The sequence below is a fragment of the Vibrio sp. D54 genome, from assembly GCF_021728075.1.
Classification (GTDB): domain Bacteria; phylum Pseudomonadota; class Gammaproteobacteria; order Enterobacterales; family Vibrionaceae; genus Vibrio; species Vibrio alginolyticus.
In genome coordinates, this window is record NZ_JAKKCS010000005.1 from 160,223 (window position 1) to 185,978 (window position 25,756).

29 protein-coding genes are annotated in these 25,756 nt (G+C 42.8%); 14 read left to right on the forward strand and 15 right to left on the reverse strand.

Annotated elements, in window-relative coordinates:
* Nucleotide 1: 1 nt before the first annotated feature.
* From rpmG to L3V37_RS09185, 5 genes are all read left to right on the forward strand, one after another.
* Nucleotides 2-172: a 50S ribosomal protein L33 gene (gene rpmG, locus L3V37_RS09165; RefSeq protein ID WP_004410866.1), complete on the forward strand. Its 171-nt coding sequence runs from the start codon at nucleotides 2-4 to the stop codon at nucleotides 170-172.
* Nucleotides 173-448: 276 nt separating this feature from the next.
* Nucleotides 449-925: a hypothetical protein gene (locus L3V37_RS09170; protein WP_025998646.1), complete on the forward strand. Its 477-nt coding sequence runs from the start codon at nucleotides 449-451 to the stop codon at nucleotides 923-925.
* Nucleotides 926-1,027: 102 nt separating this feature from the next.
* Entirely contained in the window at nucleotides 1,028-1,837 is an 810-nt protein-coding gene (gene mutM, locus L3V37_RS09175; RefSeq protein ID WP_237306196.1) for a bifunctional DNA-formamidopyrimidine glycosylase/DNA-(apurinic or apyrimidinic site) lyase, read from the forward strand.
* 86 nt (nucleotides 1,838-1,923) lie between these two features.
* The gene (gene coaD / locus L3V37_RS09180; RefSeq protein WP_017820709.1) at nucleotides 1,924-2,406 is read left to right on the forward strand and encodes a pantetheine-phosphate adenylyltransferase; all 483 of its coding nucleotides are present in this window, start codon (nucleotides 1,924-1,926) and stop codon (nucleotides 2,404-2,406) included.
* Complete coding sequence (locus L3V37_RS09185) at nucleotides 2,393-3,328, forward strand: glycosyl transferase family 90 (RefSeq protein ID WP_237306197.1); 936 nt, start codon at nucleotides 2,393-2,395, stop codon at nucleotides 3,326-3,328. Before coaD ends, L3V37_RS09185 begins: the two co-directional genes overlap by 14 nt.
* Nucleotides 3,329-3,359: 31 nt before the next feature.
* Here the strand turns inward: L3V37_RS09185 and L3V37_RS09190 are convergent, their stop codons facing one another.
* The 3 genes from L3V37_RS09190 to L3V37_RS09200 are packed head-to-tail and all read right to left on the reverse strand — an operon-like array spanning nucleotide 3,360 to nucleotide 6,003.
* Nucleotides 3,360-4,148, reverse strand: coding sequence for a glycosyltransferase family 2 protein (locus L3V37_RS09190; protein ID WP_053808663.1), 789 nt, complete (start codon nucleotides 4,146-4,148; stop codon nucleotides 3,360-3,362).
* Nucleotides 4,145-4,912, reverse strand: coding sequence for a glycosyltransferase family 2 protein (locus L3V37_RS09195; RefSeq protein WP_005395793.1), 768 nt, complete (start codon nucleotides 4,910-4,912; stop codon nucleotides 4,145-4,147). The genes L3V37_RS09190 and L3V37_RS09195 overlap by 4 nt, the downstream gene beginning before the upstream one ends.
* Nucleotides 4,913-4,947: 35 nt before the next feature.
* On the reverse strand, nucleotides 4,948-6,003 hold the full coding sequence (locus L3V37_RS09200; RefSeq protein WP_237306198.1) for a glycosyltransferase family 9 protein: 1,056 nt from the start codon (nucleotides 6,001-6,003) through the stop codon (nucleotides 4,948-4,950).
* 107 nt (nucleotides 6,004-6,110) lie between these two features.
* Between L3V37_RS09200 and L3V37_RS09205 the strand changes: the two genes are divergently transcribed.
* The 9 genes from L3V37_RS09205 (at nucleotide 6,111) to L3V37_RS09245 (ending at nucleotide 13,138) form a co-directional block, all read left to right on the forward strand.
* Nucleotides 6,111-6,518 (forward strand): diacylglycerol kinase, encoded by a 408-nt coding sequence (locus tag L3V37_RS09205; RefSeq protein ID WP_005395798.1) that lies wholly within the window; start codon nucleotides 6,111-6,113, stop codon nucleotides 6,516-6,518.
* An 11-nt stretch (nucleotides 6,519-6,529) separates the two neighbouring features.
* Nucleotides 6,530-7,240 (forward strand): 3-deoxy-D-manno-octulosonic acid kinase, encoded by a 711-nt coding sequence (locus L3V37_RS09210; protein WP_237306199.1) that lies wholly within the window; start codon nucleotides 6,530-6,532, stop codon nucleotides 7,238-7,240.
* A gap of 144 nt (nucleotides 7,241-7,384) precedes the next feature.
* Nucleotides 7,385-8,449: a dTDP-glucose 4,6-dehydratase gene (gene rfbB, locus L3V37_RS09215; protein WP_237306200.1), complete on the forward strand. Its 1,065-nt coding sequence runs from the start codon at nucleotides 7,385-7,387 to the stop codon at nucleotides 8,447-8,449.
* Nucleotides 8,449-9,315, forward strand: coding sequence for a glucose-1-phosphate thymidylyltransferase RfbA (gene rfbA, locus L3V37_RS09220; protein WP_237306201.1), 867 nt, complete (start codon nucleotides 8,449-8,451; stop codon nucleotides 9,313-9,315). Before rfbB ends, rfbA begins: the two co-directional genes overlap by 1 nt.
* Nucleotides 9,316-9,729, forward strand: a complete 414-nt coding sequence (locus tag L3V37_RS09225; protein ID WP_005489486.1) for an FdtA/QdtA family cupin domain-containing protein — start codon at nucleotides 9,316-9,318, stop codon at nucleotides 9,727-9,729.
* The gene (locus tag L3V37_RS09230; protein ID WP_017634982.1) at nucleotides 9,716-10,237 is read left to right on the forward strand and encodes a GNAT family N-acetyltransferase; all 522 of its coding nucleotides are present in this window, start codon (nucleotides 9,716-9,718) and stop codon (nucleotides 10,235-10,237) included. The genes L3V37_RS09225 and L3V37_RS09230 overlap by 14 nt, the downstream gene beginning before the upstream one ends.
* Entirely contained in the window at nucleotides 10,237-11,346 is a 1,110-nt protein-coding gene (locus tag L3V37_RS09235) for a DegT/DnrJ/EryC1/StrS aminotransferase family protein (protein WP_237306202.1), read from the forward strand. The genes L3V37_RS09230 and L3V37_RS09235 overlap by 1 nt, the downstream gene beginning before the upstream one ends.
* On the forward strand, nucleotides 11,346-12,278 hold the full coding sequence (locus tag L3V37_RS09240; protein ID WP_130544843.1) for a glycosyltransferase family 2 protein: 933 nt from the start codon (nucleotides 11,346-11,348) through the stop codon (nucleotides 12,276-12,278). Before L3V37_RS09235 ends, L3V37_RS09240 begins: the two co-directional genes overlap by 1 nt.
* Complete coding sequence (locus L3V37_RS09245; RefSeq protein ID WP_053303381.1) at nucleotides 12,275-13,138, forward strand: hypothetical protein; 864 nt, start codon at nucleotides 12,275-12,277, stop codon at nucleotides 13,136-13,138. Before L3V37_RS09240 ends, L3V37_RS09245 begins: the two co-directional genes overlap by 4 nt.
* 48 nt (nucleotides 13,139-13,186) lie before the next feature.
* Here the strand turns inward: L3V37_RS09245 and L3V37_RS09250 are convergent, their stop codons facing one another.
* From L3V37_RS09250 to L3V37_RS09305, 12 genes are all read right to left on the reverse strand, one after another.
* A complete protein-coding gene (locus tag L3V37_RS09250; protein ID WP_237306203.1) occupies nucleotides 13,187-13,867 on the reverse strand; it encodes an acylneuraminate cytidylyltransferase family protein in 681 nt (226 codons plus the stop codon).
* 2 nt (nucleotides 13,868-13,869) lie between these two features.
* Complete coding sequence (locus tag L3V37_RS09255; RefSeq protein ID WP_237306204.1) at nucleotides 13,870-14,505, reverse strand: HAD family hydrolase; 636 nt, start codon at nucleotides 14,503-14,505, stop codon at nucleotides 13,870-13,872.
* A complete protein-coding gene (locus tag L3V37_RS09260) occupies nucleotides 14,489-16,099 on the reverse strand; it encodes an aldolase catalytic domain-containing protein (protein WP_237306205.1) in 1,611 nt (536 codons plus the stop codon). The genes L3V37_RS09255 and L3V37_RS09260 overlap by 17 nt, the downstream gene beginning before the upstream one ends.
* A 103-nt stretch (nucleotides 16,100-16,202) precedes the next feature.
* Complete coding sequence (gene waaA, locus L3V37_RS09265; RefSeq protein WP_237306206.1) at nucleotides 16,203-17,477, reverse strand: lipid IV(A) 3-deoxy-D-manno-octulosonic acid transferase; 1,275 nt, start codon at nucleotides 17,475-17,477, stop codon at nucleotides 16,203-16,205.
* On the reverse strand, nucleotides 17,471-18,526 hold the full coding sequence (waaF, locus tag L3V37_RS09270) for a lipopolysaccharide heptosyltransferase II (protein ID WP_237306207.1): 1,056 nt from the start codon (nucleotides 18,524-18,526) through the stop codon (nucleotides 17,471-17,473). The genes waaA and waaF overlap by 7 nt, the downstream gene beginning before the upstream one ends.
* Nucleotides 18,523-19,245, reverse strand: a complete 723-nt coding sequence (locus tag L3V37_RS09275) for a glycosyltransferase family 25 protein (RefSeq protein WP_237306208.1) — start codon at nucleotides 19,243-19,245, stop codon at nucleotides 18,523-18,525. The genes waaF and L3V37_RS09275 overlap by 4 nt, the downstream gene beginning before the upstream one ends.
* Nucleotides 19,242-20,228, reverse strand: coding sequence for a lauroyl-Kdo(2)-lipid IV(A) myristoyltransferase (lpxM, locus tag L3V37_RS09280; RefSeq protein WP_086459295.1), 987 nt, complete (start codon nucleotides 20,226-20,228; stop codon nucleotides 19,242-19,244). Before lpxM ends, L3V37_RS09275 begins: the two co-directional genes overlap by 4 nt.
* A 127-nt stretch (nucleotides 20,229-20,355) precedes the next feature.
* Nucleotides 20,356-21,297 (reverse strand): ADP-glyceromanno-heptose 6-epimerase, encoded by a 942-nt coding sequence (gene rfaD, locus L3V37_RS09285; RefSeq protein ID WP_017634969.1) that lies wholly within the window; start codon nucleotides 21,295-21,297, stop codon nucleotides 20,356-20,358.
* A 147-nt stretch (nucleotides 21,298-21,444) separates the two neighbouring features.
* Complete coding sequence (locus L3V37_RS09290) at nucleotides 21,445-23,640, reverse strand: YjbH domain-containing protein (RefSeq protein ID WP_237306209.1); 2,196 nt, start codon at nucleotides 23,638-23,640, stop codon at nucleotides 21,445-21,447.
* Nucleotides 23,640-24,395: a capsule biosynthesis GfcC family protein gene (locus L3V37_RS09295; protein WP_237306210.1), complete on the reverse strand. Its 756-nt coding sequence runs from the start codon at nucleotides 24,393-24,395 to the stop codon at nucleotides 23,640-23,642. Before L3V37_RS09295 ends, L3V37_RS09290 begins: the two co-directional genes overlap by 1 nt.
* Nucleotides 24,392-25,072 (reverse strand): YjbF family lipoprotein, encoded by a 681-nt coding sequence (locus L3V37_RS09300; protein WP_130544834.1) that lies wholly within the window; start codon nucleotides 25,070-25,072, stop codon nucleotides 24,392-24,394. The genes L3V37_RS09295 and L3V37_RS09300 overlap by 4 nt, the downstream gene beginning before the upstream one ends.
* Before the next feature lie 68 nt (nucleotides 25,073-25,140).
* On the reverse strand, nucleotides 25,141-25,362 hold the full coding sequence (locus L3V37_RS09305) for a hypothetical protein (RefSeq protein WP_130544833.1): 222 nt from the start codon (nucleotides 25,360-25,362) through the stop codon (nucleotides 25,141-25,143).
* Nucleotides 25,363-25,756 lie beyond the last annotated feature (394 nt).

The window sequence follows — 25,756 nt, forward strand, 5'->3', positions numbered from 1 at the left end:
AATGGCAAAGAAAGGCGTTCGTGAGAAAATCCGTCTAGTATCTTCTGCAGGTACAGGCCACTTCTACACAACTGATAAGAACAAGCGTAACATGCCAGGCAAATTTGAGATCAAAAAGTTTGATCCAGTAGTTCGCCAGCACGTTATGTACAAAGAAGCAAAAATCAAATAATTGGTTTCAGTCTCTTTGATGAATTGAAAAACCCAACTTTCGAGTTGGGTTTTTTATTACCTGAATAAAAGTGCTGAAGATAAAGTGTTCAGTACGTCATCGGATTATAAAGTACTGCTGAAGTTATTTTACTGGTCCGACTCTATACTCGAATTTTTGATTGATCGCTCTCTGCCGCTTCGTTACCACTTCCCTACACACTTGCACACCGTTGTTCTAGTCAAGCTCAATACTCTTTGGTAATTTACTCATAACGATAAGAGAGTAGAGATGGTTATGCGTGTGAGTCCGGCTCGTCGCCGCCGATGGAACAATATTCTTATTCTGGGCATTATCGCATTTATAGTGATCTTAAATGCGCCAATGTGGATCAAAACTTACCTATTAACAGATCAAGCAGACCCTTACCCAAATGTACTTCGCTCCGACTATACGGTGGAGTCTTTGTACTATAGTGGCTGGGAGTTCGAGCTGCATGATGGACGGTGGCAATCCAACATCAAAGTTGATGCACCGATCAGTGAACTTGTATCACGCTGGCAATCATTGGAAGGGACCGAGCTTACCTCAGAACAGTACGATCATTTAAAACCTAACCTGGCGGTACCTGAAACGGTAGAAGTTTGGTATCAGGATCTCGAAGAGCCGCAGCGGGTGACTTTCTTTCGTTTACCTGATTTTTGGCTATTTAAAACCTGGCAAGACAAATGGGTCGCTATCTCCGTCGATGAAAACTACCTTATGCCAGAGTAGAGCCTTTTTGCGCCTATACCCCTAATAAGCTTCCCTATTTATCGTTTTTCTTTTCGATTATGCTAGCAGCGAGAACTATTAGCCGGTGAATTGGAGAATCTAATGCCTGAGTTGCCAGAAGTTGAAGTCAGTCGTATGGGAATTAGCCCCCATATGGTTGGACAAACGATCCAGTCGTTTACTTTTCGAACGCCTAAATTGCGCTGGGATATTCCTATAGAGCTTAAAAAATTGGAAGGGCAGGTGATCCGTGCGATTAGCCGTCGCGCGAAATACTTACTGATCGAGACAAACACAGGTACAGCCATTGTTCACTTGGGCATGTCGGGGTCTTTACGTGTTCTAGACGCCGACTTTCCGCCAGCAAAGCACGATCATGTGGATCTCAAACTAAGCAGTGGAAAAATACTGCGTTATAACGATCCGCGTCGTTTTGGGGCATGGCTGTGGTGTGCTCCTGGTGAGTCACATGCTGTACTAGCAAACATGGGGCCTGAGCCTTTAACTGAAGAGTTCAATGCAGAATATGTAGTGGAGAAAGCTACAAATAAGCGTGTTGCCGTCAAGCAGTTCATCATGGACAACAAAGTCGTTGTTGGTGTCGGGAACATCTACGCGAATGAGTCGTTGTTTAAATCTCGAATTCACCCTTCAAGGCCCGCAGGTAAGTTGACTTCTCAAGAGTGGGGGTTACTTGTTGAAAATATCAAAATGACACTTGAGATTGCCATTACGCAAGGTGGGACTACGCTGAAAGATTTTGCGCAAGCCGATGGAAAGCCGGGTTACTTTGCACAAGAGTTATTGGTTTACGGAAAAGCCGGAGAGCCATGCCCAGAGTGCGGCGAACGACTTCAAGAGCTAAAGATTGGCCAACGTAATACCTTCTTTTGTAGTGAGTGTCAGAAGTAAGTCGAGCTATTATCGAGCTTAAGTTGTTGTAATCTTGCGTTCGAGCCTCAATAATTCAATCAGTTTCGAATAACTTAGTAAATTATATGAAAGTCATTTATCCGGGCACTTTTGATCCAGTGACTAATGGTCACCTCAATCTAATAGAACGTACTCACGAAATGTTTGATGAGGTTGTGATTGGCGTAGCCGCAAGCCCATCGAAGAACACTATGTTTTCATTGGAAGAGCGCGTTGCACTGATGCAGGACGTTGTAGCGCATTTACCTGGTGTGACGGTAAAGGGGTTCTCCGGGTTATTAGTGGATTTCGCGAGAAATGAGAAAGCTAAGGTTCTTATTCGTGGTTTACGAACAACGGTAGACTTTGAATACGAGTTTGGACTGACCAACATGTACCGAAAGCTATTACCAGGAATCGAGAGCGTATTTTTAACTCCTGAAGAAGAGTTTGCGTTTTTATCGTCGACTATCGTGAGAGAAGTCGCGATTCATGGCGGAAGTATCGAACAATTCGTTCCCAAGCCAGTAGCCATCGCGATTGGGGAAAAACTCAATGAAAGACAGTAAGTTCCCTTATTATTTCTCAAACGCTCTCTCGATACTTATCCCTCGCTTTGTATATCGAGCACAAGCCAAGCGTTTACTTTCGAATCTGACCGAAGCAGAGCAGCAACGCTGTATTGAGCGGGTGAACTATTACAATAAGTGTGAAACGCCGTTTTCAGTTGATAGCCGAGAACAAAGTTACTCGACCATCGATACATTCAAAAAAACGAAAGGCTGGACGTATTTTTTCGATCTTCGCCAAGTTGTACGCTATTTCCCTTCCAGTTTTGCGTTTAACTACATCAACGGCGATGTTACACACATCCCCAATGTACCGAGCTTTATAAAAAGCCGCCCTATTTTGGGTAACAACCAAAATTCAGTGGTGTTGAAACTTAATCAAGTTCGTCATTTTAAATTTATTGATGATCCTGTTCGCTATCAAGATAAAAAGGACATGGTAGCGTGGCGCGGCGTGGGTTTTCAGCCGCATCGTAAAAAGGTGATTCATGCGTTTTACAACCATCCGCAATGCAATATTGGCCAGACCCGCCCGGTAGAAGGGAAACCATGGGAAAAGGGCTTTATGAGTATTGAAGAGCAACTGCAGTATAAGTTTTTGCTCTGTATAGAAGGCAATGATGTGGCCACCAACCTTAAGTGGGCTATGTCGTCTAACTCCTTGGTTATTATGTCAAAGCCAAAATATGAGACTTGGTTTATGGAAGGTAAGTTAGAGGCAGGCGTCCACTATGTTGAAGTGAAGGATGACTATTCGGATTTACCCGAAAAGATGGATTATTACCTAGCGAATGAGCAAGAAGCATTAGCGATCATTGAAAATGCGCATCAGTGGGTTGAGCAGTTCAAAGATAAACGTAAAGAGCGTTTGATCTCATTGATGATTGCCGATAAGTACTTCGCTTTATCTCAGCAACAATAAAAAAGGGGCGAAACGCCCCTTTTTTATAATCTTAAGCTTCTAGAAATTGATCAACACCATTCTCACAGCGTTTAAGCTTGTTTTTAATGGTGTTCTCTAAAATCTCGTCATTTTGTCCGAGTGACGCACGAGAGTTTTCTACGTGGTACAAGTGGTAGCCTACACCTGCGAATTTTAGGTAAAGACGTGACTTACCCGCATTCAACATGCGATGAACAAACTCGCTGTCTTCGCGTCCCCATCCAACAAAATCTTGGTTGAAGCCATTCACCTCGATGACATCTTGTCGCCAAAACGCCATGTTGCAACCGCGAGTGGCTTTATCGTTATTGCGCTCGTAAGAGAACCATTTCGATAGCAAAGCGTTGGTGATGCAGTTTTTACGATTGCGAATGCCTTTGCTGAAGATAGAAGGCACTAAGCCGTTTTCCATGATGGCCTTGCTGCAGTTTTCATCCGTTAACACACGTCCACCCTGCACAAACCAATTTGGCTTTGCGACTTGCTTATGTGATTCAATAAACGTTTGGGACAGCACCATGTCGCCATCAATCATGATGAGGTAGTCACCTGATGCTTTGGCGATCGCACGGTTGCGGCTCATTGAAAGTTGAAAGCCATTATCTTCGTGCCAGCTATGAATAAGTGGTACTGGAAAGCCGTCACGCAGTTGGTCGATCATTGCTTTGGTATCGTCTCGAGAACCGTCATCTGCAACAATTACTTCGTCAGGCAAAACGGTTTGACGTTTCACGCTTTCTAACACCGCTTTTAATGCTTCTTTCCAGTTGTAAGTGGTGATAATTAAAGTCGTTTTCATGATTTTTTTGCCTGTTCACGTAAGTAGAGATCGATATATTTTACAAAAGTAGAGTGCATGCTTAGCCAAGCTAGAATGAAGCCATGCTTGCCATCAAGGAAGCCTCGTTTGAGAACATACATCTTCAAAAAGCTAGCAAGAGCGTGAACGATAGCGGTCGTTAAACCCGCTTTCTTTTTACCTTCACGTTCATCCGTCCAGGCCTTAAGGTAGCCAGTGGTTTTATTGATGTAATGATGAAGGTGCTCGTAAGTATAGTGATGCAGTCGACCATCCAGCTTTTCAGTTTGATAGTTTTTCTCATCAACTTTTTCATGAACGAGCGAATCATTATATTGTGTATATTCGGTGCGATATAAGCGCACAATCCAGTCTGGAGACCAACCAGAATGGTAGATGAACTTACCAAACGCTGAGCTTAGTCGATTAAGTTTGTATAAAACGTTCGGCTTATTGGCTGATACCGCGTGTAAGATACTTTCTTTTAGCTCTGGAGTGACTTGTTCGTCCGCATCAAGCCACAAAACGTAGTCTGCCGTAACGTATTGCTGCGCCAGTTGGCGCTGTTTACCGAATCCTGGCCAATCTAGATTGGTGTAAAACTTATCTGTGTATTGTCGGGCGATTTCTTCGGTGCGATCGGTGCTGCCCGAGTCTAGAAGGACAATCTCATCGACCCAATCTTTTACTGTGTCTAGACAAGCTTGTAAGTGCTTCTCTTCATTTTTTACAATTAAGGCAACGGCTAAGGTTGGTTTGGACAAGGTCATTTCCTTCTTAACAAATCAAGACAGTAAGTTTACTGGTATTGAGGATACAAATCTTCTAAGACTTGATCGAACATGCTCATTACTTGAGTGCTGGTAATGCGGTTCATTGCCGTTTCATCTTTAGCGCGAGTTCGCCAGCTTAACTCGTGACTGCTTTTGCCTGTTTCCGCAAAGATCGTTTCTTCATAAACCGAGACAACGTATTTTAGGTAGCGGTAAGGTCCCACTCGCATCGGATTATGGTGTGCATAGAGCCCGATGATTGGCGTTTTCATGGCATTCGCCATGTGTGCTGGTCCGGTATCGGGGGCGATGACCATTTCAACCTTATCTATTAACGCAAGCATTTGCAGAATTGAACTTTGTCCAACTAAATTTAGACACGGTTCTTCCAAGCGAGATTGAATGGCTTCTGCCAGATCCAATTCTACCTGAGCAGGGCTGCCTGCCAGAATCACGTTCCAGCCTTTTGCTCTGGCGTGATGAATCACATCCACATAACCTTCCGCGTTCCAGTTTTTATAAGCTTTGCTCGCACCAGGCACAATCAGCAGGTTAGGTTTACTACGAGAAATATGAGACTTTGCCCAAGCTTGGTCGTGGTCTGAATAAGAAAGTACCCAGTCTAGTTCTGCCTTTGGTACCCCAATTTGATGGGCAAAGGCCATTAAGCCATCTGCGACATGCAGAGATTGCGGGGAAGGCACTTTGACATTGGTAAATAGTGTTTGAAAGTCCTGGCTTCTATCAGAAGAGAAACCAAGTTTGTATTTTGCTTTAATGCCCAACGTTGCGACACTCGCTCGAATCGCGTACTGCATATGCAATAGCGCATCAAACTCTCTGCCTTTCAGCTGTCGCCAAAGCGATTTGTAGCCATCAAGTCCCACTTTTTTATCAAAAACAATCACTTCTACACCATCGATGGCGGCTAATAACTGGGCTTCAAGTTTACCCGTTATCCAAGTAATCTGGGTCGAAGGCCAGTGTTTCCGAATAGCTTGAATGGTGGCGATAGTATTGCAAACGTCTCCGATAGCGGACAAACGCAAGACGCATAGTGACGATGGGGCAGAAGTGAACATAATTATTGTCTGATTCGATGAATAGAGGCAGGTAAATTATGCAGACATCCCCAATAAATGTAAAATACACGGCTCGAATATAGCTAAGTACTGATAAGTGTTCTGCAATGTCAAAGACAACACCACATCAATCGCAAGAATCTGGCAAGCCGGGTAACACCGGACTAAAGCGCATCGTTAAAGCGACGGGTTATTCGATCCAAGGATTAAAAGCGGCTTTTAAGCATGAAGCTGCCATTCGACAAGAGTTGGCTCTGTTGAGTATCGCCGTGATTTTGGCTTGGCTAGTGGATGTCGGCATGGTTGAGCGTATCTTAATGATCGGGGTCGTGGTATTAGTCTTGATTGTAGAGCTTGTAAACTCAGCGATTGAGGCGGTAGTGGATCGTATCGGTATTGAACGGCATGAACTCAGTGGTCGAGCTAAAGATATAGGCTCTGCTGCCGTTATGGTTGCTTTGGCGTTTGCTGCATTTACTTGGTTGTATATATTAGCCAGCCGGTATTTAGGCTAGAGGGTGAGCGTATGACTCAACAGTATAAAAACAACAACCAAGTGATCTGGTTTGATGACGAGATCATTACAGATCCTAGCCAACCGATATTTGATGCGGAATACTGGCAGTCCTCCGACAAGGTGGTTGGCAGTGCGACGGGGCGAGGCACTACATGGTTTATCCAACTAGAGAACATGCAAGCGGCACTACGTCATTACCGTCGTGGCGGTTTGTTTGGGAAGTTAGTTAACGATCATTATTGCTTCTCTGGCTGGGATAACACCCGTTGTGCGCAAGAGTTTCAGCTTTTGTTGGCGCTAATTGAGGCTGGGGTGCACGTTCCTCGTCCTATTGCAGCAAGAGCCGTAAAGTCAGGACTCTTCTATCAAGCTGATTTATTAAGTGAGCGAATCCCAAACGCCAGAGATCTGGTTAGTATCTTGCAAGAACAGTCTTTATCGGTAGAAATGTATCAGAAAATAGGGCAAGAAATTGCCAAGATGCATCAGGTTGGCGTTAACCATACCGATTTGAATATCCACAATATCTTGATCGACGACAAAGATAAGGTATGGATTATCGATTTTGATAAGTGCCGTTTTGAAACTTCTGGTGACTGGAAGCATCAAAATCTAAATAGACTTCTGCGTTCATTTAATAAGGAGCGTTTAAAGCGACAGATTATTTGGCAAGAATCCGATTTTGAACATTTTCAGGACGGTTATGCTTCTCAATCTTAATTGAGTTTTTTATCATTTTATGTTGATTGCTCTAAGTAAGCCTTCTTGAGTCTAACGATGCTCGAGTGAGTCTATAAACTACAATAATCATAAAGTATTCATGTGTATCTGATGGCACAAAAATTAACGTAGGTAACATTTGTAATGAAAATATTAGTAACCGGTGGAGCAGGCTTCATTGGGTCAGCTGTTGTCCGACATATCATTCGTGACACCCAAGATACCGTCATCAATTTAGATAAACTGACCTACGCAGGGAATCTAGAATCACTGGTTGATGTCTCAGAGAGTGAACGTTACTACTTTGAGCAAGTAGATATCTGTGACCGAGCTGAACTAGATCGCGTGTTTTCAGAGCATCAACCCGATATGGTGATGCATTTAGCGGCTGAGTCTCATGTCGATCGCTCTATTGATGGTCCTGCTGCTTTTATTGAGACCAACGTGATGGGCACTTACCATCTGCTCGAAGCGGCCCGTCAATATTGGTCGGGCTTAGATGAAGCGCGCCAATCGGCATTCCGTTTTCATCATATTTCTACGGATGAAGTGTATGGCGATCTAGAGGGAACGGATGATTTGTTCACCGAAACCACCTCATACGCGCCGAGCAGCCCATATTCTGCATCTAAAGCTTCGAGCGATCACCTGGTTCGCGCTTGGCAACGGACTTATGGCTTACCAACACTTATCACGAATTGCTCCAACAACTATGGCCCGTACCACTTCCCAGAGAAGTTGATCCCTCTGATGATTCTAAATGCCCTCGATGGCAAGCCGTTGCCTGTGTATGGTGATGGTATGCAGATCCGAGATTGGCTGTTTGTGGAAGACCATGCTCGCGCGCTTTACAAAGTGGTCAACGAAGGTGAAGTCGGTGAAACCTACAACATTGGTGGTCACAATGAAAAAGCGAATATTGAAGTCGTGAAAACCATTTGCTCGCTACTTGAAGAGCTGCGACCAAACAAACCTGCAGGTGTTGAGTCTTATGAATCTTTGATCACGTATGTGAAAGATCGCCCTGGTCATGATGTGCGCTACGCAATTGATGCCACCAAGATTGCTCAAGAGCTTGGCTGGACGCCAGAAGAAACGTTTGAAAGCGGTATTCGCAAAACCGTCGAATGGTACCTAAACAACCCACAATGGTGGCAACGTGTGCTTGATGGTTCATACAGTTTAGAGCGATTAGGAGCGGGCGAATAATGAAAGGCATTATTTTAGCAGGTGGCTCGGGCACTCGCCTTTACCCTATTACACGCGGTGTCTCTAAGCAGTTACTGCCGGTTTATGACAAACCAATGATTTACTACCCGTTGTCAGTACTTATGCTTGCGGGCATTCGTGAAATCTTGATCATCACCACGCCAGAAGACCAGGAGGGTTTTCAGCGCCTATTAGGTGATGGCTCAGAGTTTGGCATTGAGTTGCAATACGCGATTCAGCCAAGCCCAGATGGCTTAGCTCAAGCCTTCATCATTGGTGAAGAATTCATTGGCGATGACTCAGTATGTTTGGTGCTGGGTGACAACATCTTTTATGGGCAAGGGTTCACTCCGAAGTTGCAGCAAGCCGCTGCTTTAACGGAAGGTGCGACGGTCTTTGGCTATAAAGTGAAAGATCCTGAGCGCTTTGGTGTGGTGGAATTTGATGAAGAGATGCGAGCGCTATCGATTGAAGAGAAGCCATTCAAGCCAAAATCCAATTACGCCGTGACCGGACTGTATTTCTACGATAACCGCGTCGTGGACATTGCCAAAACTATTCAACCGTCTCATCGTGGCGAGTTAGAAATTACGAGTATTAACCAAGCTTACTTAGAGCAAGGGAATTTGACGGTTGACGTGCTAGGGCGCGGCTTTGCGTGGTTAGACACGGGGACACATGGCAGCTTGCTTGAAGCTGCTCACTTTGTCGAAACGATCGAGAAACGACAAGGTTATAAAGTGGCTTGCTTAGAAGAGATTGCTTATCGCCGAGGGTGGTTAACACGAGATCATATTCAAGCTGCAGGAAAAGCCTTATCTAAAAACGATTATGGCCGCTATCTTCTAGAGTTATTGGAAGAATAAATGTCAAATATACCGCTAATATCTTTTCAGAAAATGGGTGATGAGCGAGGTTCACTAATCTCGTTAGAGCAACACAAAAACATTCCGTTTGATATCAAACGTATTTACTACATTTTTGATACACAAAGCGGTTTAGCTAGGGGCTTTCATGCACACTACGACTTAGAGCAAGTCGCTATCTGTATGAAAGGTAGCGTGACTTTCGTCATTGATGATGGCACCACGAAAGAGAAAGTGACGCTTTCATCTCCCGATGTAGGACTGCATATCAAAGGCTTAAAATGGCGTGAGATGCACGACTTTTCTGAAGATTGTGTGCTAATGGTTGTCGCTAGTGAATTGTATGATGAAGCCGATTACATACGCGATTATGCTGAATTTTTGAATGTGGTAAACAAACATGCTGAAAAGTAAGACAATACAACTTCGCCTTGTTCAAGAAGATGATGCAGAGTTTATAACTCAGCTTCGAGGTGATGAAAAATACAATACACACTTGTCCAAATGCGATACGAGTGTTGAAGCACAAAGATTATGGATAAGAGCGTATAAAGAGGACGAGCAACAAAAGAAGCAGTTTTACTTCATTATAGAGAGGCTAGATGGAACCAAATGCGGAACAGTTAGACTTTACGACTTTAAAGGTGTTTCTTTTTGTTGGGGAAGTTGGATCCTGAATCATGAAAAAACACGTTACGCTGCCCTCGAAAGTGCTCTTTTAGTTTATCAATTTGGCTTTGATGTGTTGGGTTTTAAAAAATGCCACTTCGATGTTCGCAAAGATAACCATGCGGTAAACAAATTCCATGAAAAGTTCGGTGCTCGACTCGTTGGCGATACAGACTTGGATTATCTTTATGAAATATACCCGTCAGATATTGAGCCAATGAAATTGAAGTGTGAAAAAATCCTAGGTAGATAATGAACGTTAATTTTTTAGAGCTAAAGCGCTTAAATGCCGAGTACGAAGACGAATTGAAACAAGCCTGTGCACGCGTGATTGAATCTGGCTGGTATATCCTTGGCAAGGAAACGGAACAGTTTGAACAAGCATTTGCTGACTACTGTGGTGTTAAACACTGTGTAGGCGTTGCGAATGGCTTAGATGCTTTAACACTGACGCTAAAGGCTTGGCGAGAACTAGGCAAAATAAACAAGGGTGATGAAGTTATCGTACCGGGTAACACCTATATCGCGTCGGTACTGGCCGTCACCGAAGCGGACTTGGTTCCGGTGTTTGTGGAGCCGGATGAGCAGACGCACAATATCAGTCCTGAAGCGATTGAAGCGGCGATTACAGAAAAGACGAAAGTCATTTTGCCGGTGCACCTGTACGGCCAGTTGGCCGATATGCCAGCGATTATGGCGTTGGCAACAAAACACAATCTTCTCGTGTTGGAAGACAGCGCCCAGTCTCATGGTGCGACACTTGATGGTAAGAAGTCTGGAGCATGGGGTGACGCCTCAGGTTTTAGCTTCTATCCGGGTAAAAACCTAGGTGCGTTAGGCGATGGTGGTGCTATTACGACCAACGATGATGAGCTGGCAGAAACTTTGCGTGCCCTTCGTAACTACGGGTCTCATGTTAAATACCAGAATCTTTATCAAGGTCTGAACAGTCGTTTGGATGAAATTCAGTCGGCGATGTTGTCAGTGAAACTGAACTACCTTCCAGCGCAGACGAAAGCGCGTCAGGAGTTGGCGGCATTTTACTTACGTGAAATCAACAACCCGAATATTATCTTGCCGGAAGTGACAGAGCCTGAGGCACATGTATGGCATTTGTTTGTGGTGCGAACTTCACACCGAGATGCATTGGTTAAGCATTTATCAGAGCATGGTATTCAAACACAAGTACATTACCCGATAGCGCCGCATAAACAGCAGGCTTATAAAGAGTTTGGTCATCTGTCATTAGCGTTGACTGAGCAGTTACAAAATGAGGTGCTGTCATTGCCAATGTCGTCCTACTTGAGTGAAGATGAGAGTCAAAAAGTAGTCGATGCAATCAACTCTTTTAAGGTTGAGTAATGACACAAGAGCATGTGCAAGTATTAGAAGACGTGGTTTATGTCTTCTTTTGTTATAAACAATCTCGTTATCTTGAGAAAACATTGCCAGCGGCATTGAACCAGACCGTGTGGCCAAGCCAATTATTGATCTTGGATGACTGTTCACCTGATGATAGTCATAAAATAATTCTATCGCTTTTAGAGTTTGCGCCTAAAGGATTAAATATTGAATATCGCCACAATAAGCAAAATGTTGGTTTAGTTAGCCAAATCAACTCTTTGCGGGGGCAATACCAAAATAAGCTTATTATTGTACAAGCTGGCGATGATATAGCGATGCCGAGCCGAGTTGAGGAAACTTATGAAGCCTGGTTGAAAAATGGCAAACCAAGCTTAATTATTGGTGGTTACGACAAAATTTCCGAGCAAGGCGATATCATTGAGCCATTTGAATCGATCAAGCAGAACAAAAAGCCGTACACACTCGAAAATATTATTAATAGAAAGTGTGCAGTAGATGGTTGTTGCGCCGCTTTTACCTCTGATGTACTGAACGAGTTTGCTCCTTACAACAAAGACATCATCAATGAAGATCGCATCAATGTCCTTCGAGCCTTTTTGTTAAATGGTATTCATCATGAAAACAAAAAATGGATCCAATATCGATTGGGTGGCATATCAACGTTCGCAAAAGAAACACGTGAAGAAAGGTATGACAACACAGTAATTAATGCTCAGCGTGAACTGCAAGATCTCAAAATGAACTTGCGAGATGCAGAGAGTAAAAACGCCACTAAAGTTGTGAGTGCGATTAAAAAGCGTATGTGTACCGCTGAGTTTATGGCATCACTTTCACAATCAAAGTCTGCTTTGTACAGCGAAGCGATTTGTTATTTTGTTAAAACGCTGGATTATCGAACGGTTTTAAAAGTTTTGCGTAGGTTAAGATGAATAAAATTAAAAATATAAAGCAATCGATAAGTATGAAGAGGCATTTTTCTTCAACTTTCCGTTCATTCAAAAAGCGAAGCGATAAAAGCACTGATTCACCTAAAGACTTTTATCGTACACATGAGAAATGTACGGTTTTAGGTAATGGACCATCCTTAAAGTCAGATATTAATAGTATTGGTACAGATAGTGATGTGATTGCTGTTAATCATTTCTCAGAGTCTGAGCATTTTACGGCGTTGAAACCTAATAAATATATTTTAATTGATAGCTATTTCTGGGATGAAACCACCCATAGCTCTCTGGTGGAAAAAAGAGATAAATTGTTTAAAGATCTAAATGAACTTGTGTCTTGGGAAATGCAATTGATTATTCCTGACTTTGCTGACAGAGAGTTCATTCAAGGCAATATCAAAAACAGCAACATAGCGATAAAAGTGCTGCGAGCAATTCCTAGTAATGTAACTAATATTAAATATGGCCCAATGGCACTATCTTCTGGTATCGTCGCACCTCCAGCTGTCAATGTGCTTATCTTTGCTGTGTATGTAGCAATTCTATGTGAATATGATTCAGTGGAAATATTTGGAGCGGATATGAGCTTCCATAATGATGTCCATGTTGATCAAGAGAGCAACCGGCTTTATATGGTCTACAAGCATTTCTATGGAAAAGAAGAGAAGTTGCCGCTCCTAGAAAATCCTCAAAAGGTCAAACCTTTTAATATGACGGACTTGATGCGATTAACTTTCTTGACGTTTTATGCACATCAATTGTTAAATAAATGGGCTGAGCTCAAAGGGGTAAAAATCGTGAATAGGTCTAGTTTCTCTATGATCGATGCTTATCCTAGACGATGAAATGACAGGTAAATAGACGCTACAATTGTAATGTCTATTTACCGATGATCATTTATTTTTCTGTAACCACATAGATTCAGCGAAAGTAAAGTCCTCTGGCCAATCTATATCAATTGAGCTCTCTGCATCCTGTATGTACATCGAAGGCTTTAGTCCAATTCGATCATTTAGCTTTTTGTAGTTTTCTACACTATTTAAAAAGACTGAGCTATCGATTTCATAAAGAGGTTCAATTGTCTGAGTTCTAGGCCATTTTTCTATATTACGATCGTAGCTAATCGGTCTGTCTTTATTCCAAATAAACCCACGTAGTTCTTTGACCGTCATTAATGAATCATAACCTTCCGTGAGTGCTTGATTATACTGTTTGATAATAGCGCTATAACCTGACTCGTCTAAGAATGGTGAGGTTACATGAGTCCAAAGTACGTGACCCGTAGTAATAATCGAAGGAACATATCTAATAAGATCATCAGTGCTTGTTGAACTTGCCCCTAGGTGCTCTGGGCGTTCATCTATTCGTATGCGAGAATCTTTATATGTTGAAGCAAACTCTAGAACAACGTCATCGTTTGAAGATACGACTATCGAATCCAGATCATTTATATTGATTAACTGATCCAGTTTGATTTTTAGCAACCCACCTTTTACACCAGCAAAGTCTTTGGTATTTTTGTTTGGGATACGTTCACTGCCTTTTCGGCATGGTAAAAAGACATGGACACTCATGCTTACCAACTCCTTAGAATATTGAAACCTTCACTTTTTGATAAGCTTTCAAGCTCTTCTTTTACATTTGAAAAAGGAAGATAGCCAAGAAAATCAATATTATTCTCTTTGGCTGCGTGAAAGTCTGATAATGCGTCACCGATCATTAGAGCCGCGCCTGAAGACTCCTTTAGGATGGTTGCAACGTTATCTGCTTTCGCGGTAGGTGATCCTAGAATTAACGTAAAATATTGCGCCAGCTCTCTTTTAACAAATACTTCTCGTAATTCGTCTTGAGCAGATCCACTCGCTACATAGAGTTTGGCTGGGCAATCTGTAATTGCTGCAATAAAATTAGGCGTCAGTTGAGCTTCCATGTATAGCTCTTCACACTGCTTTGAGTAGCAGTTTAGTATACGTCCGTACAATGCTTCATCTGCATTTGTGATGAAATGTTCAACAAAGTAACTCACATGATGAAAACGCGATTTGCCAAAATTAGCTTTGAAATAATTGCAACAATTGTCTATTTCAAGCTCTGATACTTGGGCCATGCGTAAAGCATTACGCATGGCATCAATTTTAAGGTTATTTGAGTCTAGGATGACACCATCACAGTCAAAAATAACAGTATCATAGCCATCAAATAGTGGGTGCATAAATAGACCCTGCTTTTATTGGATAAGTGGTAGGGGTTAACGCTTGAATTGGTGTACTTCCAAACTGCTGACTAACCATGCTAAAGATCTCATTCATTTCCATTTGGCGTCGGTCAGTCACATCATAACCATCAAAACCAACGAGAGATATCTTCTGCGCTTGACCTATAAAAGCAATACATAACGCATATGCCGCGGTATTGTCATACGGTAGTGTGCAGTAGTTTTTATGAGCGGAGAGAGTATCCTTCTCTATAGTGCTACTGTAATCAATCATCGCAATATTACTAAATTTATTTAGCTCGTCTTCGTCAAAGCGGTTCTTTGGTAAAAAGACGGGCTTGGCTACCTCAGAATAGTGGCTGCTTTCTGACAAGTATTTAGAGTTATGAGATACAGCAAAGTAATCAAAAAGCTCAGTGTTAATCTCATGCTTTGTATTGATGCCAATTACAATAGGCTTTCGAGTCTTAATATATGTCTCGATCGCGACTCTATGTGTTGCCGTATTGGGCGTATTAGTGACCAGTAAGACTTCTTTTCCTGAAAAGATACCTGATAGATCTGATTGGCTTTCAGTCGGTTGGCTTATTTTCCCTACAGTAAGCGCTTCTTCTAAGACATCACCATTATAGCTTGTCGTACCTTCTAGCTTTTTTAAATGCTCGATAGCACCAACAATTTCTTCTGTTCCGTAATTAGGATTAGAAAGCATATTCTGGATATAAGTTGGGTGAATATCGTTTTTGGCCCCCAAGTAATATAGAAGGCTTGAGCCCCAACCATATCTTCTTTGCATTGGCTCAAAATGGCGAATAACTAGTTCATATATTGCTGTTGGCAAGTATTTATCTAGTCCATCAAGTTCGGCGAGCAGGTTTTCGGTCTGGGCATTCCCAGCGCCTCGTCCCATTCCGGTAACGGTCACATCCAACCATGTAACACCATTCGAACGAGCTGTCATCGTATTGGACATTGCTTGACCCATGTTGTTATGGGTGTGGATACCAATGTCGCCATCCCAGTTTTGCTTTACAATTTCGGCAATGCGAGTGACTTCTGCACCATCCATATTACCGAGAGAGTCAGCAAAATAGATAACGTCAGGGTTTGCTTTTGCTACCGCCTGTACCTTTTCCGCAATAACTTGGGATGGTTTTCCGCCCGCTTGCATCAGATTTAGGCCAACGATATACCCCATTTCTTTGAAAGCTTTAATCATGCTTTCACATTGCTCTGCTTCATTGAAATGTGCCGCGATACGAACGAGATCCACTTTACTCTCTTGTGCCGGTACAAAAAGATCGTTGATGGCTGCTTCAACAGGTTTATTCGCATCTAGCAACGTTTTTGCGTCAACCATTACGCCATATGTCGGACCTTTCGGTAGGTGTAGCGTGTTTAGAAACTCTTCAGTCGTATAAGCAAATGGACCACTGTAAACAGATTTAGGATAATTACGAAGCCCTAATTCAACATAATCAATTTTAGCTTTTGCAACTGCAGTGAGGTAAGCGTCAACGACTTCTGGTGAAAAGTCCCAGTGGTTATAGTAGCCACCATCGCGAAGAGTACAGTCTAAAATTTTTTGCATAATGGATATTCTTTTTAAGTTAAACAGGTAAAGTGCTTAGTAAAGTAAAACATACAAGCTTAATAGTAAAAGTGAGGTATTTATCAAACTAATTATTAAGTTATTACTTATCATTTTGGGGGAGTAAGCTCATTGTTCGGTTTAGAGCGCCTTGATTGGATGAGGCCCATTTATTAGCATGCAAAGCTCGGAGTAAATATTTATCTTGTTGAGAAATGATCTCTGTAGTCCTTAGGGCAAGGGTCGTTGAGTCTGGCACAATTAAGATACCATCCACAGCTAGTAAGTTTTCAACAATCTCCTTAAAGTTGAAATAGCTGGGGCCAGTAATGATGACTTTTTCTAACATGGCAGGCTCTAGCACATTGTGCCCACCAACCTTATCTCCAATTAGGCTTCCACCCATAAAGCAGATGTCCGCTGCGCCCATCAACGTTAGCATCTCACCCATAGTATCGCCGAGGTAGACTTGAGTATTCGTCTCTACTGCATGCGTTGAAGTGCGACGCACAGTGTTAAAGCATTGCTGTTGGCAAAGCGTGAATACATCATCAAATCGTTCTGGATGGCGAGGAACCAAAACGAGTAAAGCATTTGGATGAGATTTTAAAACTTGTCTATGTGCATCTAATACCTGTTCGTCCTCGCCTTTGTGGGTGCTAGCTGCAATCCAAATCGGACGAGCGTTTCCAAGTTGGGCTCGAAGCTGCTGTCCTTGCTGTTTCACTTGCTCTGATATTTGAATATCGAACTTAATCGAGCCAGTAACGGATAGTTTCTTTTTCTCAACGCCTAAGCGTTCGAAGCGCTCTGCATCTGAATCCGTTTGGCAGAGTACTTGAGTTAGGCATGGATGAAGCTGGTTAAAAAGCCGCTGTATTTTGGCGTAGTTCTCACACGATTTTTCAGATAGGCGCGCATTCACGACAGTTATAGGGATACCCGCTTTGTGAACATTGTGAAGCGTGTTTGGCCACAGCTCAGTCTCGATGATCAACATTTGTTTTGGTTGTACTGCTTTAAGAAAACTTTTGATAGCAAAACCAAAGTCAATTGGCATATAGCGGTGTTCAATTAAATCACCCAACTTAGTAATCTGTTCAGCTCCGGTACTTGTTGTTGTAGTCACTAGAATAGATTGTTCGGGGTTTTGTTTCTTAAGGGCTTTAATTAAAGGTGTTGCTGCTATGCTTTCACCAACAGATACGGCATGTATCCAAATAGGTTTGTCGTTGCTTTTTAGCTTGGGAGTGATACCAAAGTGCTCTTTCCAGCGAGAGCCAAACTGAGGCTTATTTGGTTTGCTCTTGTACAAACCAAATAAAAGCAGCGGTGACGCTAGAGCGAGTAGTAAGGTATAAACAATACGAACTAACATGAGCTTATCGTAATGGCGTCAAGTTTTTGGATGCTATTTAGCACTTGCTTAGGCGAAAGTTCTGTCAAGCACTTAAGGTGTTTGTATTGACATTCACGCTGGAAACAAGGGCGACAATCAATATCGGTATGAACAATCTCCACTTTTTCTGCGAGTGGGGGGGTGTACTTCGGTGAAGTTGAGCCATACACGGCAACAACATTGCAACCAACCGCAGCTGCCACATGCATTAAGCCTGAGTCATTCGCGACAACTGTCTTGCATGCAGCAAGTAGATCGACCGCTTCAATTAAGCTGGTTTGTCCTGCTAGAACATGAATGTTCTTATGGAATTGCGTCGGGACAAGTGCGCGGATATTGTTACAAGTCTCTAAGTCCTTTTGAGAACCAAACAACCAAATTTGATGCCCAGATCGAGCCATTTGCGTCGCAACTTCAGCGTAGTGTGTTTCGGGCCATTTTTTTGCAGGACCAAACTCTGCTCCTGGGCACAGTCCAATGATTGGTTGGTCTTGCGTTAAGTTGAATTTTTGGATCGTGGCTTTTTGCTCTGCTTCGTTGATTGCGAGGCGTGGGCGAGGTAAGGTTTCAAGCCCGCCAAGAGAGTTAGAATCCACCATTTCTGCTTTTGGATAAGCTAACGCTACATAGCGCTCTACCATGTACTGAAAAGACTTCATGTTAGGGCGTAAGTCATTCAATAAACCATAGCGCATTTCTCCTTTCCAGCCAGTACGAAGAGGAATGTTGGCAAACCATGGGATCAGTGCTGATTTCGCTGATTTAGGCAAGATATAGGCGTGGTCATATTGCTTTTCACGTAATGATTTACCAATTTCCCTGCGGCCTAATAAGTTAAACTCACCATGACCGATAGGCATTTCAATCGCTTGGTGGATTTCTGGCATACGCTCAAGAATCGGTTTACACCATCCTGGAGCGATCACGTCAATTTGGCTATCTGGATGGCGTTGCTTTAATACAATATATAACGATTGCGACATTACCATATCGCCGACCCACGCAGGGCCAATGACTAAAATCTTCATGCTTTGTTTTTCCAGTATAGGAATTTCAAAATTGACTCATAAGTTCTAAAAAGTTCAGCGTATATTTTATTCGCAAGAGTCATTTTGGATTTATCTTTTCTTTTACCACCAATCGTCGAAGCAATCTCTGCTCTAGTAAAGAGATCTGGAGACACGCTGTAAACTTGAACACCATGTCTCCATGGTTTTTCCATGTAGTCATCGACTGGTTCAATAAACTTTTGAGCATGCATAACAAACTTTGAGGCTGCTTTAGGTGTGACGATATAAGCGGTGGTACCACAAGTGCCTGCTGAGTATCCCCCTAGCAAATGATTATCATCAATAGGTACGATTGGGGTGAATACACGCTTCTGAGTGGCAGACAACTTGATGTAGTCATAATTAGAAGTCAATGGAAGGGTATGTTCGAGTGCTTGCTTCAGCCCTTCTACGGGGTCGACGTTGTCTTCTAAGATGACGATCGGTTCATCAAGCTCAACACAGCGAACCCACAACTCGTAATGGCTTGCAAAACAGGCGACTTCACTGGTTTTTAATTGATACCCTTTGCGGCGTAGAGTAATGGTAGGACGACTTTTTTCTGAATGAAGAAAACGGTCAACAGAGCCATCTACTGCATCAAAAAATTCAAACGTAATGCCTTGTTGTTTTAACTTTTCTTCAATACGTTCTCGGCGATCTAGCGATCGAGCCAAGCTTACGACAAATACTTTCACTGCACTTTCCAGTCGCTGTTATATCTTGGTTTAAACAAATTGTAATAGTTATTGCCGTCTTCTTGAGAGTGCAGCAACTGTAGTACCCACATATATTGTTCGGGTTTATCACCGACAAAATATTCAATGGCTTCATTACAGGTACGAGCGTCTTGCTCTTCGCCTTTATCCAGCTCAAACGCTGGTAAAATCTCAATATCAAACGTACCATCTTCAGTGTTCATCGACGCAAATAGAGGCAGTACTTTTGAGCGTGATAGTTTCGCAATTTTGCCTAAACCAGGTAGCGTTGCTTTACGTGTTGCAAAAAAATCTACAAACACACTATGCTCTGGGCCGTGATCTTGATCGGGTAGATAATACCCCACATAGCCATCTCGAATGGATTTCAGAAAAGGCTTAATGCCACCTGAGCGTTCATAAACACGACCACCGTATTGAACTCTTTGCTTGTGCATCAGCCAGTCAGCAACATCATTCTTTTGTTTCTTCGCCATTGCAGAAACTGGCATTCCCATTGAAGCGAGCAAGATAGCAGGCACATCAATTGCCCAAGAGTGGGGAACCATTAAAATCACATTTTCGTTGTTATCAATGTGCTGTCGTAAAATGTCTAGGCCGCGAATTTGGCAACGGTTCTGAAGCCACTTTGGTGAGCGTAAACTTAGTAACCCGAAGCGAAAAAAGAACATGGCCGCTGTGTAGAGTGTTTTTTCTATCAAAGCTTCACGTTCTTGGAACGACTTTTCTGGAAAACACAGCTCAAAGTTAACCCTCGCTCGGTGAGCTGGCCCTTTGTGGGATTTAGACAGTTTTTTGGCAATGGTTTTCGCCAACCACTTTTGTAAACCCAGTGGCATTAATGATAAAGGTAAAAATAAGAGAACACCTAACCACGTGCCCCAGTACTTAGGCGACAGAAAGTGGCGCTTAAACTCAGGGTTATATGCTTTAGGGTCGAAGTCATCACGTTTAATGGTCATGGCGTGTCTAGTTACCTATTCGTGTACGGGCGAAGTGGTTTAAATGAGAAAAAAGATAGTTAGGAATGATACAGGCTATTGCACTTGAGTAAAGGTGGCAGGTTATGGTTCTACCACCTTGTGGTGCTTAACTGTTTTGGATAGTCAAGTATTCGGCAACGCCTTCTGCAACTGTCTTGAATTCAACATCACAGCCTGCGGTGCGCAGTTTGGTCAGATCCGCTTGTGTGAATTCTTGGTAAGCGCCTTTTAGGTGCTCAGGGAATGGGATGGTTTCAATTTGGCCTTTGCCATGATGCTTGATAACTGCTTTTGCTACCTCTTCAAAAGATTCAGCACGGCCAGTACCACAGTTAAAAATGCCTGATACGCCGTTTTCTAAGAACCACAGGTTAACTTTACATACATCACCAACGTAAACGAAGTCGCGTTTGAATGATTCGCTGCCCGCGAACAATTTAGGATTTTCACCTGCGTTAAGTTGGTTGTTGAGGTGGAACGCAACTGATGCCATGCTACCTTTGTGGTCTTCACGTGGGCCATATACGTTGAAGTAGCGGAAGCCGGTGATTTGAGAAAGGGTCTCACCATGTTCTTCAGCGTCTTGCCATAGACGACGAACGTAGTTATCAAACTGCTGTTTCGAGTAACCGTATACATTCAGTGCGCCTTCGTATTCGCGTTCTTCAACGAAAGTATCTGTATCGCCGTAAGTGGCTGCTGAAGAGGCGTAAAGGAATGGAATTTCACGATCTAGACAGTAATGAAGCAACTCTTTTGAGTACTCATAGTTGTTTAGCATCATGTACTTGCCGTCCCACTCAGTCGTTGCAGAACAAGCACCTTCATGGAAAATTGCCTCAATCGGACCAAAATCATCGCCCGCCATAATTTGGGTCAGAAAGTCGTCACGATCCATGTAATCTGTGATGTCCAGATCAACTAAGTTCTTAAACTTTTTGCCATTTTTTAGGTTGTCGACAACCAGGATATCGTTAATACCAGCTTCGTTTAGTGCTTTAACAATGTTGCTGCCGATCATGCCAGCGCCACCAGTTACGATGATCATAGAACTTCCACCATAGATTAAAATTTTCTCAGGAATTCTAGCAAGAAACGAAAAGTAGCGCTATTGGAAGCAGGAAGATAGGTTTTAGTCTTCTATGACTCAGTATCTGGATATGAAAAGGGAGCCGCAGCTCCCTTGATTACTTTATTATTCCACATCCGAACGGTTAGGTCTTTGGTACCAAGGATTTCGTTCGTCGGTTAACTCAATTAAGCTGTATTTGCGGCCGAGCTTCTGCCCTCCGTCACGAGTAAGAGGCTGCCAACTAAAGTTCGCACGATTGTTACTTGGCTTAACGGTCATGATGTCAAACGGAATCGACAAGTAGAAACCTTTAGTAAAGCTACCTTCACCAAATTCGTCCGCAGACAAGTCTGTAAATGAGGCAAAGGCGCCAGCAATTACGCCACTCTTGAACTGCTTAGAAACATTGATTTGTGTACCAACATCACCAGCTAGGAACTGACCAACATCGACTTGGATCATCAAATCTTGTAGGAATTCCCATTGAGGGTAATAGTAACCAGATACAAAACCAGTGAATCCTTTATCAATAACTTGGAACGGACGTCCATATTCTGGCACGTTTTGCCATTTCTCATCGTAAACACCGAAGTAACTTTGTGGATCACGTTGAGAAATTAAGTTGACGTCAGCGCCAATCGCCCAGTTAGCTCCTTGTGGTCGGTAAAGAAACTCGGTACCTACTCCGGCAAACATGCTCTCCAGATAACCCGCGTAGAATTGCTGGTCCATCGTATTGGAATACTCTTGGAACCAAGTCAATTGTAGGTTTGACATGGTTACAGCATGTTCATTTTGGTAAGCTCGGAACATGGTGCGAACACGAGGAACGGTAGTACCATCAGGTGGAGTGACATAGTTAAACTTATCGTAGTTGTTATACCAATCCCAGTATAACGAGCCGCCAATTTCAAGGTTGTCCGTCAGCCAGTATGAGGCATTACCGCTTAGTCCTACACTAAAGAGGTAGAAGTCTTCTGCGTTACCGAGAGTTTGAACAAGCTTCGGTGCAAAACCCCAATCAAAACGTTCAAAACCATCATAGACAGATTCTCCACTTGGCTTATTGCTAGCTTTTGCGGTTGCGTCTTCTATTTTGGGGTTGATGTAATTAACTTGGGCAAAGTCGCGATATTTCTCCTTGGAAATAATCGTTTGTTCGCCGACTAAGCCTCGGCTACGTTCATTGATAGCATAGATATCAATATCGTCAGGCATTTCATTATGAAGTACAGCCGCCGCTTTTTCATGCGCCTCTGTACGGTCACGATATTTCTTTTGCTCACCAACGACAGTTACGGTGTTGTTATCAACATAAATGCGTGTGTTTTGGTAACCCGCAATTTTGTCTAAATCTTCCGTTACACGTTCCCAGTCAACATCAGACAGTTCTTCTGGTTGGTTATCTTCGACTTCTGGTGTAGGCTCATCTCGCCAGAATGATGGCATGTCATTGAAGTTAGTGTTTAGCGTTAAACCTGCGACCAAAGTGTCTCCGCGTTCATAGCTCAAACGGAAATCGGCCATGCCTAGACGGTAGAGAACGCCAACGTTCCATGGTGTGTGTGGTTTCATGTCTACGCCACCACTCACTACAGGGAATTCTTCGCTGTAATCGTTACTGTCGTACTCAATCTTGAAGCGAAGAGGGGCATGTAATGTCTGATATTCAACACCACCAAACAATGCCGCAGGTCCTTTAAACACGCGGTCAAAGTTGGTTGTGCCACCTGTCTCTAAAAAGTCGGAAGGACGTTCACAAAATCGATCTGATAATTTACAAGCCGGATTAGAAATATTGTCACGAGTACCTAGCGAGCCCCAACCCATACCCAAAGTAAAATCAAAAGTACCTAAGTTTGGATTGGAATACCGTTTGGTCGCTGCTACGTATTCACCGTCAAATAGGCCAGTACCAGCAAAGTCTCTCACTCCAACAGAAAGCTCTGGAAGATATTCGGATTCGTTCAATAAACGAATTTTGAAATCGATGCCTTTATCTGTAAAGTTGGTATCACCAGAGAAACTTGGGTCGCTACTATAAAGCAAATCTCGAACAGAAGTATAACGAATGGTTGTTTCTAGCCAAGGCATGAGTTGCAGAGTGACATTGTAAAAGAGGTACTCATCACTACCGGTAACAGAAAAGTTGAATTCACCTTCAGGAGCCATACGTCCAGTTGGCATTTGCATTAAACCAACACCACCGAAGTCTGTTTGGGATGGTCGTAAAGGGGGCGCCTCAAACGGCATCTCTTGAGCCCAAACCAATGCTGGGCCCATTAAAGAAAGAGTTAAGCTTTTTCTAATTGGCATCATTATGGTCTCTTCGTAGCATTTGGTATTAGTTGAGTGAGTAGGCGGACAATATCTTGGTCCATTTCGGAGTATTCAAGCTCACCAAATGGGACATATACCAATGTCAGAGGTGGTAAGTAATATTGTGTTGTTAACCAAGCTCCATGATGCGGCTCAACTACATGACCATCTGGGTAGATCAACACTGGCGGTGTTGATAACGCACCAATGCTACTTTTCAAATTCTCTATTTGTCTTTGCAAAGGTATGCCTGCTTGCGCCTTAACGGAATACACGCTATCCAGGTTTCCTAAGTAATACACCTTTTCTTCGCGTAGAGGGCTGGCGAGCAGGTAATCGCCGCGCAACAGTGGGTTGTCGAATTTATTTAGTCGAATTTTATCAACATCGATCGCAGACAGTAAGCGTGGAGCAAAATTTTGATTTTTAATGAATTTGTAGAGTGGGTGTGTAACCAAATTGTGTTGAATCATTTGATTGAGCACTGAGTTTTTCAAAGCGGTAGAGGTTTTCTCGGCGCGTTCCGATTTATCAAACAAAGTGGTACCAAGAGAGTATTGCAGAGAGACACTTTGCTCCTTAGCTAGTGCTAACACATTTTCTAGACGAGCCGGCCCTTGGAATTGTAGCTGTTTGCCTACTTCTAGCAATTCAACATTTAATGGTTGCATAGCAGAGGTATCTGTTTGAGCGAAGCTAGGAGTGCTCAAAAGCGGCATGACCAAACCGAGTAATGTTAGTAGTCGCTTGCTCATGATTTGCTGTACCCCTTCAAAATGGTTAACTCGACCGGGATCATGTTTGGCCCTAGATGTTGTATGGTTTTAACAACTTGACCTTGTTCATTGATCCAATAGTAGTTTTCGACCGATTGAGAAAGGCTGCTAAACTCAACAACTTCTTTATATACGTCGGTCATCGTATTGGATATAGGTGTTGTTAATGTTTCTTGGCCTGAGTAAGAACGAGTTACATTTGCTGGAAAACCATAACGGTATTGTGTTGCCCAATCGTATGAGAGTGCGTAGTTGACATCGGTTGAGTCTAAAGAATAATCTGGAACGTCACCGTAAACGCCCGCTAAGTCCCCACTCTGTAGACCAATCGTTTTGACAATATGCCCGTTTTCAGTAACGACCATAGCGTTGTCAGCACTTACCCATTTCAGTTGTATTTTTCCATTGAGAGGATTTCGCTCTGCAAAAGCTAAAACAACAAATACCTGTTTTTGATTCCCAAGTTTTAAATAGGCACTGGCATAAGGAACGGCATTGATTTCTTCTGGTGTCATGTCTACATCAATGTAGTTACCGTAAGCTTCTTGGACGGTTGCTGAAACATCATTGAATTTCTGTGTGCAGCCAAAGAGTAAACCTAGTAGCGGAAGAGTGAGAAGTGGTTGTATCCATTTGGACGTTCTGAAGATGTTCATTATTCCCTCTTACAAATAAAATCGCCCTGAATCATTCAGGGCGATTGTCTTCTATCTACAAAACGGAATTAGTTAGTAGAAGTAGAAGTAGAAGTAGATGTTGAAGTAGATGTTGAATCGCTATCTGACGCTGCAACTGCTACTACAGTTACTGCTGCTGCTGCACCTACTGCTACAGCTGTTGTGCCTGTTGCAGATGCAGAAGCTGCTTCTGCCGAACCTGCTTCTTCTGCTGCAAATGCAGTTGATGCGCTTAGAGCCATAAGAATAGCTAGAGCTGTATTCTTCATTATTAATCCTTGTATATCCGGTATAAAAACATCGATGTTTGGTAGCATAAAAAATGCTCCAAAGTATATTTTAGATAAAAAAACCTTAGCATGTAAATAGTTTCTTATTTTGCCATGGCTTTCGATCTCATTTCTAACACCAACGTGACATAGCGCGGTTATCTTATTCCCTTACTTGCTGATAAACCATCAAGCGTGCATAATTTGGCGGCCTGCTTCCTCAGTATGGCTAAAGTGTTTGGAGGGAGCTAGGCGTTTTAATATAAAGAAAGCGATACAGTGGCTAACGCTCAACGCCGCCGGGCGGTAGCGTGCCAAAAAATCAATAATTAGTGAGTCTTCGAGGCGTATGTTTAAGTCCGTAGCACTCATTATTACCAGTACTAGGAACTTT

Bases quoted from the DNA above. Each gene is read 5' to 3' on its own strand.
- rpmG (WP_004410866.1), top strand. From the start codon at position 2: ATGGCAAAGAAAGGCGTTCGTGAGAAAATCCGTCTAGTATCTTCTGCA.
- L3V37_RS09170 (WP_025998646.1), top strand. From the start codon at position 449: ATGCGTGTGAGTCCGGCTCGTCGCCGCCGATGGAACAATATTCTTATT.
- mutM (WP_237306196.1), top strand. From the start codon at position 1,028: ATGCCTGAGTTGCCAGAAGTTGAAGTCAGTCGTATGGGAATTAGCCCC.
- coaD (WP_017820709.1), top strand. From the start codon at position 1,924: ATGAAAGTCATTTATCCGGGCACTTTTGATCCAGTGACTAATGGTCAC.
- L3V37_RS09185 (WP_237306197.1), top strand. From the start codon at position 2,393: ATGAAAGACAGTAAGTTCCCTTATTATTTCTCAAACGCTCTCTCGATA.
- L3V37_RS09190 (WP_053808663.1), bottom strand. From the start codon at position 4,148: ATGAAAACGACTTTAATTATCACCACTTACAACTGGAAAGAAGCATTA.
- L3V37_RS09200 (WP_237306198.1), bottom strand. From the start codon at position 6,003: ATGTTCACTTCTGCCCCATCGTCACTATGCGTCTTGCGTTTGTCCGCT.
- L3V37_RS09205 (WP_005395798.1), top strand. From the start codon at position 6,111: ATGTCAAAGACAACACCACATCAATCGCAAGAATCTGGCAAGCCGGGT.
- L3V37_RS09210 (WP_237306199.1), top strand. From the start codon at position 6,530: ATGACTCAACAGTATAAAAACAACAACCAAGTGATCTGGTTTGATGAC.
- rfbB (WP_237306200.1), top strand. From the start codon at position 7,385: ATGAAAATATTAGTAACCGGTGGAGCAGGCTTCATTGGGTCAGCTGTT.
- rfbA (WP_237306201.1), top strand. From the start codon at position 8,449: ATGAAAGGCATTATTTTAGCAGGTGGCTCGGGCACTCGCCTTTACCCT.
- L3V37_RS09225 (WP_005489486.1), top strand. From the start codon at position 9,316: ATGTCAAATATACCGCTAATATCTTTTCAGAAAATGGGTGATGAGCGA.
- L3V37_RS09230 (WP_017634982.1), top strand. From the start codon at position 9,716: ATGCTGAAAAGTAAGACAATACAACTTCGCCTTGTTCAAGAAGATGAT.
- L3V37_RS09235 (WP_237306202.1), top strand. From the start codon at position 10,237: ATGAACGTTAATTTTTTAGAGCTAAAGCGCTTAAATGCCGAGTACGAA.
- L3V37_RS09240 (WP_130544843.1), top strand. From the start codon at position 11,346: ATGACACAAGAGCATGTGCAAGTATTAGAAGACGTGGTTTATGTCTTC.
- L3V37_RS09245 (WP_053303381.1), top strand. From the start codon at position 12,275: ATGAATAAAATTAAAAATATAAAGCAATCGATAAGTATGAAGAGGCAT.
- L3V37_RS09250 (WP_237306203.1), bottom strand. From the start codon at position 13,867: ATGAGTGTCCATGTCTTTTTACCATGCCGAAAAGGCAGTGAACGTATC.
- L3V37_RS09255 (WP_237306204.1), bottom strand. From the start codon at position 14,505: ATGCACCCACTATTTGATGGCTATGATACTGTTATTTTTGACTGTGAT.
- L3V37_RS09260 (WP_237306205.1), bottom strand. From the start codon at position 16,099: ATGCAAAAAATTTTAGACTGTACTCTTCGCGATGGTGGCTACTATAAC.
- waaA (WP_237306206.1), bottom strand. From the start codon at position 17,477: ATGTTAGTTCGTATTGTTTATACCTTACTACTCGCTCTAGCGTCACCG.
- waaF (WP_237306207.1), bottom strand. From the start codon at position 18,526: ATGAAGATTTTAGTCATTGGCCCTGCGTGGGTCGGCGATATGGTAATG.
- lpxM (WP_086459295.1), bottom strand. From the start codon at position 20,228: ATGACCATTAAACGTGATGACTTCGACCCTAAAGCATATAACCCTGAG.
- rfaD (WP_017634969.1), bottom strand. From the start codon at position 21,297: ATGATCATCGTAACTGGTGGCGCTGGCATGATCGGCAGCAACATTGTT.
- L3V37_RS09290 (WP_237306209.1), bottom strand. From the start codon at position 23,640: ATGATGCCAATTAGAAAAAGCTTAACTCTTTCTTTAATGGGCCCAGCA.
- L3V37_RS09295 (WP_237306210.1), bottom strand. From the start codon at position 24,395: ATGAGCAAGCGACTACTAACATTACTCGGTTTGGTCATGCCGCTTTTG.
- L3V37_RS09300 (WP_130544834.1), bottom strand. From the start codon at position 25,072: ATGAACATCTTCAGAACGTCCAAATGGATACAACCACTTCTCACTCTT.
- L3V37_RS09305 (WP_130544833.1), bottom strand. From the start codon at position 25,362: ATGAAGAATACAGCTCTAGCTATTCTTATGGCTCTAAGCGCATCAACT.